The sequence below is a fragment of the Nitrospirota bacterium genome (assembly GCA_035516965.1).
Classification (GTDB): Bacteria; Nitrospirota; UBA9217; order UBA9217; family UBA9217; genus MHEA01.
The window spans coordinates 1-8,592 of record DATIZR010000073.1 but is presented as its reverse complement, the minus strand read 5'-3'; the positions used below and the strand labels follow the sequence as shown (position 1 = coordinate 8,592).

Here is an 8,592-nt window from a genome sequence, read left to right as displayed (position 1 = left end):
CGGAATCGGCGCCTGGATCCTCGGGCGCAACATGTTCGGCCCTGTCCGGGGCCCGTGGCCGGATGACAGCTGGAAGGGCTGGTGGGGAGACGAGCCGCCATATCACACGCCCGTCTTCGTGCTGACGCATCACCCGCGGGCCCCGCTCAGGATGGCGGGAGGCACGGAGTTTCGCTTTGTCACCGAAGGCATTCACGCCGCCCTGGAGCAGGCGATCGCTGCAGCAAACGGCCTCGATGTCCGCCTGGGCGGCGGCGTAGCCACGATCCGGCAGTATCTGCGCGCGGCCCTGATCGACGAGATGCATCTTGCCATCCGGCCTGTCTTGCTTGGTGCCGGGGAGCATCTCCTGAACGGCATTGATATGCGCGCTTTGGGCTACGAATGCGCGAAGTACGTCGCGGGCGAACGTGCGGCCCATGTCTTTCTGCGCAAACGCGCGTGACCCTGCGGCTCTCGCGTAGCGTATAATATTGGTGAACCAGAAATGCCGATATGCTTTTACTTTAGGCAGGCAACAACTGCGACCGCGCGGCCGCCATTCAGCACGTATGCGCAGCTTACAGGCGAAACCGTACTTCCATCCGCCACCCAGATCTATGATAGAGGGAGAGGATTATGAAATATATTATTTCCGTTATGAGTCTTGTCTGCGTTCTTTTGATCAGCGGGACCATTGCATGTGCGGCTGAACCGGAGAGCACCGGAGCTGGCCTGACCGGAACCAGCGTATTTCTCGGCTACGATCGCAGCTACCTGTCCTACGAGGAATCCATGAACGGAGGCGTGCTCGACAAGGACACAGGCTGGAACAACGGCGTGTATGTCGAGGCGCGGCACGATGACGAATCCCTGTTCGCTCGTTTCCTGTTCGATTATGTTGAGACGAATTCGGCCACGTATGCAGGAAGCCTCCAGAACGGGACCCCCATCACGATGTCGACGGAAGAGAAATTCTTAACCTTCGAGGGAAATGTCGGGTTCAAAGCTCTCAATTTCAGCACCGTTACTCTTTCCCCTTATGCCGGGCTCGGATACCGGGACTGGAAGAGAGGCAGTGACAATCTCCCCGATTATCGGGAGGACTATTCGTGGTGGTACGTTGCCGCGGGAGGCAACGTCGCCTACCGGTTGAGCAGGCTCGTCATCGCTGCCGACTTCGCGCTCCTTTACCCCTTCAGCTCCAAGATGACCACGAACATAGCCGGACTGGTGGACGAGGCCACCTTCGATATTAAACCACACCTTGGATACCGGGTAGAAGTGCCGGTCAATTACGAGATATCCCAGAACAATGACGTGAAGATATTTGTTTTCGGAACGCCATTCTATCAAAAGTGGAAGTTCGGAGCTTCTGATCCGGTCACTCTTACTCAGGGCGGCATGCCTGTCGCCAGCGCAATTGAGCCGGACAGCAGCACGGTCATGTACGGCTTCAGGGTAGGCGTGGGACTGAATTTCTGATAGCGGCGCACCCACTTGTTTACAACCAGCGGGTCGGGTACGAGGCCCAGGTAGCGCGAGTTCTCCCCTCGAGGTATTCTATCAAGATGTACAACGTATGCATAAATTAGCGACGAAGGAGATATAGCCGATGAAAAGTGAAAGAAGTCTCAAAGACGTTGTCGCACGAAGGCTCGAGTTCTTCAAAAAGAAACCCGAGGCGTGTATCTACAAGCCGAAGGTCACCTCCCGTCATATTAAAAACCTCTATACCGAGTCAATGGCGCGCGAGCATCTCGTGAAGTCTGATTATGGCGAGGCCGCGGGAGGAGACAACCAGGCGCCGAACCCGATAGAACTTCTCCTCGCCGCCATGGCAGCATGCATCGAGGCCGCCTTTTATGAGTTTGCCGTGCATGAAGGCTTTACGATCAATGCGCTGACCGTAGATGTCGAAGGCACGCTCGACCTCAGGGGGTTTTTCATGCTCGATGATGTTTCCGCCGGATTTAAAGACCTGCGGTATACGTTTCATATACAAAGCCCTGATGATGAGAACAGGATACGGGAATTCGCCGAGAAGGTCATCGCCCATTGCCCGGTCGTAGACAGCCTGAAAAACCCTACCCCGGTTTCAGGACAGATAACGGTCAGCAAAGGGTAAAAATCTAAGTGATTTGGAAATACAAAAATCTCAATGAGTCCACCCTCTTGGAGGAGGGCTTGAGAGGATGCCCGGCGATTGCCGGTTTCTTGAGGAATTCCATGACGGTTCACTCTAACCCTGCGCTCGATCAGGTGGACACGACAAACGTTGGTAAGGTAGTGCAGAGCAAAAACCTGACACAACGGATCCAACCACGCCGTCGGGAGGCATCTGAAAACCTCGACCTCATCGTTTCGTTCTTCGCGCTCTTCCCCTCCCATCCCTTCATTGACTTCCCTATATTTTCACGGTATTATTCTTTCCATGCCGATGTTCACGTACAAGGCGGTCCGCGAGGACGGCTGCTCGATCGTCGAGGAAGCGATGGCGGCCGACGCCGGAGAACTGCGGCAGGAGCTCGAGTCCCGGGGTTATCTCGTCCTCACGATCGGTAAGAAACGGGCCGGTTTCGGAGCACGCGGGGGCAGCGCCAAGGAGTTCCTGCTGTTCAACCAGGAGTTTGGCACCCTCTTCAAGGCGGGCCTTCCCATCCTCCAGTCACTTGAGATCCTCCAGAAGCGAACGGAAAAGGTGGCCTTCCGCACGGCCCTAGAAAGCATCATCCACGACATCAAGGGAGGCTCGGCGCTGTCCGACGCCATGGCGAAGCATACGGCCTTCTTTCCTCTGCTCTATACGGCGACGGTCCGGGCCGGAGAGAAGAGCGGCGCCCTCGGCGATGTGCTGAAGCGCTACATCGAATACCAGAAGAAGATGCTGGCCATCCGTCGCAAGCTCGTGACCGCCCTCGCCTACCCGGTCTTTCTCGTCATGGCCCTCATAGCCGTCCTGCTCCTGTTCTTCTTCTATATCATCCCGAACTTCACGCAGATGTTCAGCGATCAGGGTGGCAAGCTGCCGCTGCTGACCAGGATGCTCATCGCCTTCACGTCCGGCTTCACGACCTACTTTCCGTTTGTCATCCTCGGCGCCGCTGCTGCAGGCGCGGGCATCTACGCCTGGCAGAGGACCGAGCGCGGGAGGCTCTTCCTCGACGCGGTGAAGCTCCGGATACCGCTCGTCAGGTCGCTCATGATCCAGTATATCCTGGCCCAGCTCACGCGCACGCTCGCGACCGTGCTCCGCGGCGGCATTCCCCTGGTCCAGGCGCTGGACACGACCGCGGGAGTGATCAGCAACAAGGTGATGTCGCAGCGCCTGATAGAGACCCGCGTGCTCGTGACCGAGGGAGTCAGCCTTGCCGACGCCGTCGAGCGCACGCACCTCGCCGCGGACATGACGGTGCGCATGATCGAGGTGGGCGAGTCGTCGGGCGACCTCCCCCAGATGCTGGAAGACATCGCCGAGTTCTACGACCAGGAGGTCGAGAACCGGCTTGCCGTGATCACGTCCCTGATCGAGCCGGTGCTCATGCTCTCCATGGGCCTGGTCATCGCGGTGATCGTCGTTGCGCTCTATCTGCCCATATTCGAAATGGGATCGAGGTTGAAATGACATCGTTCAGACGAAAGCGGTTGGGAGAAATCCTGTCGGCCAAGGGCGTCGTGACCCAGGAGCAGATCGCCGGTGTGCTGGCGGGCCCCGATGGCCAGGGCAAGCGCATCGGCGAGCTGCTGATGGATGCGGGGCTGATCACCGAGGAGGTTCTGGCGCAAGCCCTGGCCGAGCAGCGCGATCTGCGCTTTCTCGACCTCGCGGACTTCCGGATCAACCCCAAGTACTTCGAACGGATGCCGGTGGAACTCATGCAGCGCTACCAGTTCGTTCCCGTGGAGGACGAGCAGGAAGGCGTCCTGGTCGTGGCCATGACCGACCCGAACAACATCCCGGCCATCGACGAGCTGGAAATGATCCTGGACCGTCAGATCGAGGTCTGCGTCAGCACCCCGTCGTCCATCCTGGGCGTGCTGAAGCGGAGCGGCGGGTCCGAGCAGGTGATGCACTCCGTGTCCGAGGACTTCAAACTCCAGATCGTCAAGGAACAGGAGGACGGCGAGGAGGTCGTTTCCCTCGAAAGCATCGACAAGGACGAAAGCCCGATCATCAAGCTCATGCACACCACGGTCCTCGACGCCCTCGACCGGCGCGCGAGCGACATCCATATCGAGACCACGGACAAGAACGTCCTGTTCAAGTACCGGATCGACGGCGTCCTCTACCCGGCCACGGAGCCGATCGACATCAAGTTCCACAGCGCCATCGTGTCGCGCATCAAGGTCATGAGCGATCTGGACATCGCGGAGCGGCGCGTTCCCCAGGACGGCCGGTTCAAGCTCAGGACCAACCACAAGACCATCGATTTCCGCGTTTCGATCCTGCCCTCGGCCTTCGGCGAGGACGTGGTCATCCGCATCCTGGACAAGGAATCCATCACCCAGGGCGTAAGCACGCTCAGGCTCGAAAGCCTCGGCCACGACGAGAAGGACCTCCACCGCTTCCGCAAAAGCATCCGCGAGCCCTACGGGATGGTGCTCGTGACGGGCCCCACCGGGAGCGGAAAGACGACGACACTCTACGCGGCCCTGACCGAGATCAACACCGGGGAGGACAAGATCATCACCATCGAGGACCCCGTTGAGTACCAGCTCCGCGGCGTCGTGCAGATCCCGGTGAACGAGAAGAAGGGCCTCACCTTCGCACGGGGCCTGCGGTCGATCCTCCGGCACGACCCGGACAAGATCCTGGTCGGCGAGATCCGCGACGCCGAGACGGCCCAGATCGCGGTGCAGTCGGCGCTCACGGGCCACCTGGTGTTCACGACAGTGCACGCGAACAACGCCTTTGACGTGCTCGGCCGCTTCCTGAACATGGGCATCGAGCCCTACAACTTCGTCTCCTCCCTCAACTGCATCCTGGCCCAGCGCCTCGTCCGGATCCTGTGCCTGAAATGCAAGAAGCCGGTCCGCCTGTCGGCGAACGACCTCCTGGACTCGGCCCTCGACCCGGAGAAATACGGCAGCCAGGTCTTCTATGATGCGGCCGGATGCAAGGAGTGCAACTTTACCGGGTACCGCGGCAGAAAGGCCATTACCGAGTTCCTGGACCTCTCCGACAGGATCCGGGAGATGATCCTGGACAAGCGGCCGTCCTCGGAGATCCGCAAGGCCGCCATATCAGAAGGCATGACCACCCTTCGCCAGTCAGCCGTCGCCAAGGTACTTTCGGGCGACACCACCCTGAAGGAGATCAACCGGGTGACGTTCATAGAATAGATCGCGGTTTTTCCTTGAATGCCGCGGCTCCTTCGTAAGCCGGGGAAAGTGGAATGAAAAGGGGCTGTTCAACGTACAAGGTTCGACACGCAGGTCCGTCACGGCCCCGCAACCGGGGGCCGGCGCTCCGATGCGCGCGGGGGTTTACCTACATTGCCCTGCTCGCGGCGATCGTGATCATCGGGATCGTCCTCGGGTCCGCGACCAAGTATTGGAGCTCAATATCCTACCGGGACAAGGAGGAGGAACTGCTGTTCCGGGGGAATCAGTACCGCGTGGCGATCGCACGCTACTACGCCCTGGGCGGCAGGAACCAGTATCCCCAGAGCATCGATGAACTGCTGAAAGACCCGCGGACCGTCGATGGCAAACGGTACCTGCGCCAGAAGTATAAGGACCCCATCACCGGTGAGGACTTTGCGGAGATGCGCGAGCAGTCATCGAAGCGCCTGGTCGGCGTGTACAGCAAGAGCGACAAGACGCCGCTCAAGCAGACGAACTTTCCGGATGAGGACAGCGATTTCGAGGGGAAGCAGAAATACAGCGATTGGAAGTTCCTGTATGTGCTTAGCCAGCCGGGCCAACCGGTTCAGACGGTCACGCCGGTCCAGTCCGTGCACTAACCCGACAAGATGAACGTATCGATTACGCCTTTCCCGCCGCGTTGTTGTGCTCTTCTTCGCGGAACATCAGTCCTATCTTGTACATGCTGTCGCTCTCTGTCCTGATCCAGCGCACGGTGGCCCGGTAGCGGTCAACGGGGAGCCGGCTCCTGATCTCGATCTCACGGCCCTCCGCGAGCGGTTCGAAGGCGTAAAGGCTGATCCCGATTCTGCTGATATTGATCGTTACCGCAGGAGACACCTCGCCCTCTTTGCCGGACCCGGCAACATACTCGATCCGCGCGGGATAATCGTAGCGCTCGGCGTGTCTTTTTTCGCTTTTCATATAGTGCCGCTAGTGCTCCAGTGATACGAAAGTCCGAACTTGTCAATTTATGATCTTTTATGAAAGCTCGAGCGACTTCACCGACTTCAGAACGCGCTCCCTGATGACAGCCGGCCGTTCCTCATCGGCGAGCAGCCTGCCCTGCTCGAGCAGCAATACGAGGCTGTCCTCCCCCGTGCCGCCGCAGGCGCACTGATGCTCCGTGCCCGCGTGCACGATCTTCCTGGCTCCGCAGGACCCGCACACCATGACGCTCTTGCTCCCGGACCATTTCCCGCGCTTTGCGAGAGGCTTCCCTTCTATCTCGACGATGTCCATGGCGAAGTCTATGACCGGCGCGCTGCTGATCGCGGTGCCGATGCCGTATCCATGGACCACCGGGTTCAGGACCGGGATGTCCGACTCCTGGATGCCTCCGCTCACGAAGAACCTGACATGACCGAGCCCCCGCAATTCGAGCTCCCACCGGACCTCTTCGAGGATGCGGTAGAAGTTGCCGCGCCGCGAGCCCGGCGTATCGAAACGGACCGCAAAGATCCGCTTGCCGAGCGCCTCCGCCACGCTCAGAACCTCGAATTTCTCATCCTGGAACGTATCGATCAGGGCCACCCGTTTGACCTTGGGATCCATCACCTCGTCAAAGGCCCTGATCGCGGCAAGGGTCGAACCCATGCACAGAATGAGCGCATGCGGCATGGTCCCCATGGGGTCCTCTCCGATGACCTCGCCCGACCTGACGACCGACACTCCGTCGCACCCGCCCACATAGGCGTTCCGCTCGATCATGGGCGCCAGCACGGGATGCATCCTCCGCGCCCCGAAGCTCATGACAAGCCGCTCGCCTGCCAGCTTTTTCATCCGCGCGGCCCGGGTCGCTATGCCGGAGGCCTGGCAGAGGAAACCCAGGATGGCCGTCTCGTACACGCAGAAATCCTGGTATCTCCCCTCGATCTCGACGACGGGCTCATAGGGATAGAAGACCGAGCCCTCCCGCATGGCCCTGACCCGGATGTTCAGGGTCTTCATGAGGTCCGCGGCCTCGCCCAGCCCTGCGAGGATTGCCCAGGGCCAGTCGTGGGGAAGGTTCTTTGCAATGATCTCCGCCCTGACCCGGGGATTAAGGTTCTTCGCCTTCAGGATGGCGAGCGCGCGCTGGAAGTAGACGTCGGTGATCCTGCCTTCGAGGACCTCTTGGGGATCTGCGGTGAGGAACATGTGCGCTCCTTCGGAGAATGTATTGACACGAATTGCCGACCGCTCAACGGCATCAAGCGAAAACATCCGTCCTGTTGATTCGACTATTCTTACGCCGCCTTATTGGCCGCTTCCGGCGCAGCGTCCACCAGCTTCACTCCGAGAACGTTCTTCATGATCCGGAGCGCGGCGTCGTGGTCCTCCCGGGCCAGCCCGGCCACGCCGTCCTGGACGACCGCAACATCATACCCCCTCAGGACCGCATCGGAGGCCGTGAACAGGACGCAGATGTGGGTCACGTCGCCGGTCAGCCGCAGGGAGCCGACATCCAGCCGCTTCAGCGTCGCCTCGAGGGTCGTGCCGAAAAAGCCCGAGTAGGTCTTTTTCGGGATGACAAGGTCCCCTTCGGACGGCTTCAGCGTGTCGACGACTTCCGCGCCCCGGGTCCCGGTCACGGCGTGCGGAGGCCAGCCAAACCTCCGGAATTCGCCGTCATCCGGATCATGGGAGTCACAGACATAGAGCACGGGATGGCCCAGGCGATGGGCCTCGTTTATCTCTCTTCTGATCACGGGCAGAACCCTCCGGGTATCGGGCACTTCGAGGGGTGCTCCGGGGAGCACGAAATCGTTCAACATGTCAATGACAAGCAATGCCTCTTTCTTCATGGAGATCACCTCCCAGCCAACATCATCCCTTTACAATTGTAACAACATGGGGTATCTTTTTCAAGCAACGGGCGAAACAGCCTGGGGAAGACCGCGGCGGGTATGACGCCTGTCGGGCTCATGCGCCCGCTTCCGAAGCGGTATTTAGCAACTAACAAATCAAATTCTTTACAAAAGGGCATGAAAATTTCGCGCAGAGGCGCAGAGCTCGCAGAGAAAATCAAAAAATAATTCGCCAAAGACTTTCAGGTTTTGGTTTTAAACTCTGCGTCCTCCGCGTGCTCCGCGAGAAACGCCTTTAGCTTCTGGTTTTGATCCGGCTTGTCCGGGTCAGGCATTCAGGGGAGATCGCCGGTGGCGGAAATTCAGGAAATACTGGTGACCGAAAAGGCCATTCAGGAGACGGTCCGGGAGCTGGCAGCGCGGATATCCTCGGATTATGCGGGGAAGGACCCGGTGC

At 59.5% G+C, this 8,592-nt stretch carries 9 protein-coding genes; 6 read left to right on the top strand and 3 right to left on the bottom strand.

Annotated features, from left to right (window positions below):
* The 6 genes from VL197_11655 to VL197_11630 form a co-directional block, all read left to right on the top strand.
* Nucleotides 1–445: dihydrofolate reductase family protein (locus VL197_11655; GenBank protein ID HUJ18636.1), on the top strand; the 445-nt coding region annotated here is incomplete at its 5' end.
* 173 nt (nt 446–618) lie between these two features.
* On the top strand, nt 619–1,464 hold the full coding sequence (locus tag VL197_11650; protein HUJ18635.1) for a hypothetical protein: 846 nt from the start codon (nt 619–621) through the stop codon (nt 1,462–1,464).
* Nucleotides 1,465–1,594: 130 nt separating this feature from the next.
* On the top strand, nt 1,595–2,107 hold the full coding sequence (locus VL197_11645; protein HUJ18634.1) for an OsmC family protein: 513 nt from the start codon (nt 1,595–1,597) through the stop codon (nt 2,105–2,107).
* A 306-nt stretch (nt 2,108–2,413) separates the two neighbouring features.
* Nucleotides 2,414–3,604, top strand: a complete 1,191-nt coding sequence (locus VL197_11640; GenBank protein HUJ18633.1) for a type II secretion system F family protein — start codon at nt 2,414–2,416, stop codon at nt 3,602–3,604.
* Nucleotides 3,601–5,322 carry a GspE/PulE family protein gene (locus tag VL197_11635; protein ID HUJ18632.1) on the top strand — a complete coding sequence of 574 codons (1,722 nt, stop codon included), beginning with the start codon at nt 3,601–3,603 and terminating at the stop codon, nt 5,320–5,322. The genes VL197_11640 and VL197_11635 overlap by 4 nt, the downstream gene beginning before the upstream one ends.
* A gap of 53 nt (nt 5,323–5,375) precedes the next feature.
* A complete protein-coding gene (locus VL197_11630; GenBank protein ID HUJ18631.1) occupies nt 5,376–5,945 on the top strand; it encodes a type II secretion system protein in 570 nt (189 codons plus the stop codon).
* Between the two features lie 22 nt (nt 5,946–5,967).
* On the opposite strand, the gene VL197_11625 is transcribed toward VL197_11630, so the two are convergent.
* The 3 genes from VL197_11625 to VL197_11615 form a co-directional block, all read right to left on the bottom strand.
* Entirely contained in the window at nt 5,968–6,270 is a 303-nt protein-coding gene (locus VL197_11625; protein HUJ18630.1) for a PilZ domain-containing protein, read from the bottom strand.
* Between the two features lie 57 nt (nt 6,271–6,327).
* Nucleotides 6,328–7,485, bottom strand: a complete 1,158-nt coding sequence (locus tag VL197_11620; GenBank protein HUJ18629.1) for a nicotinate phosphoribosyltransferase — start codon at nt 7,483–7,485, stop codon at nt 6,328–6,330.
* Between the two features lie 89 nt (nt 7,486–7,574).
* Entirely contained in the window at nt 7,575–8,132 is a 558-nt protein-coding gene (locus tag VL197_11615) for an isochorismatase family cysteine hydrolase (GenBank protein ID HUJ18628.1), read from the bottom strand.
* Nucleotides 8,133–8,592: the final 460 nt, after the last annotated feature.

Coding starts and splice junctions, on each gene's coding strand:
- VL197_11635 (HUJ18632.1), top strand. CDS start 3,601: ATGACATCGTTCAGACGAAAGCGGTTGGGAGAAATCCTGTCGGCCAAG.
- VL197_11615 (HUJ18628.1), bottom strand. CDS start 8,132: ATGAAGAAAGAGGCATTGCTTGTCATTGACATGTTGAACGATTTCGTG.
- VL197_11640 (HUJ18633.1), top strand. CDS start 2,414: ATGCCGATGTTCACGTACAAGGCGGTCCGCGAGGACGGCTGCTCGATC.
- VL197_11630 (HUJ18631.1), top strand. CDS start 5,376: ATGAAAAGGGGCTGTTCAACGTACAAGGTTCGACACGCAGGTCCGTCA.
- VL197_11625 (HUJ18630.1), bottom strand. CDS start 6,270: ATGAAAAGCGAAAAAAGACACGCCGAGCGCTACGATTATCCCGCGCGG.
- VL197_11620 (HUJ18629.1), bottom strand. CDS start 7,485: ATGTTCCTCACCGCAGATCCCCAAGAGGTCCTCGAAGGCAGGATCACC.
- VL197_11645 (HUJ18634.1), top strand. CDS start 1,595: ATGAAAAGTGAAAGAAGTCTCAAAGACGTTGTCGCACGAAGGCTCGAG.
- VL197_11650 (HUJ18635.1), top strand. CDS start 619: ATGAAATATATTATTTCCGTTATGAGTCTTGTCTGCGTTCTTTTGATC.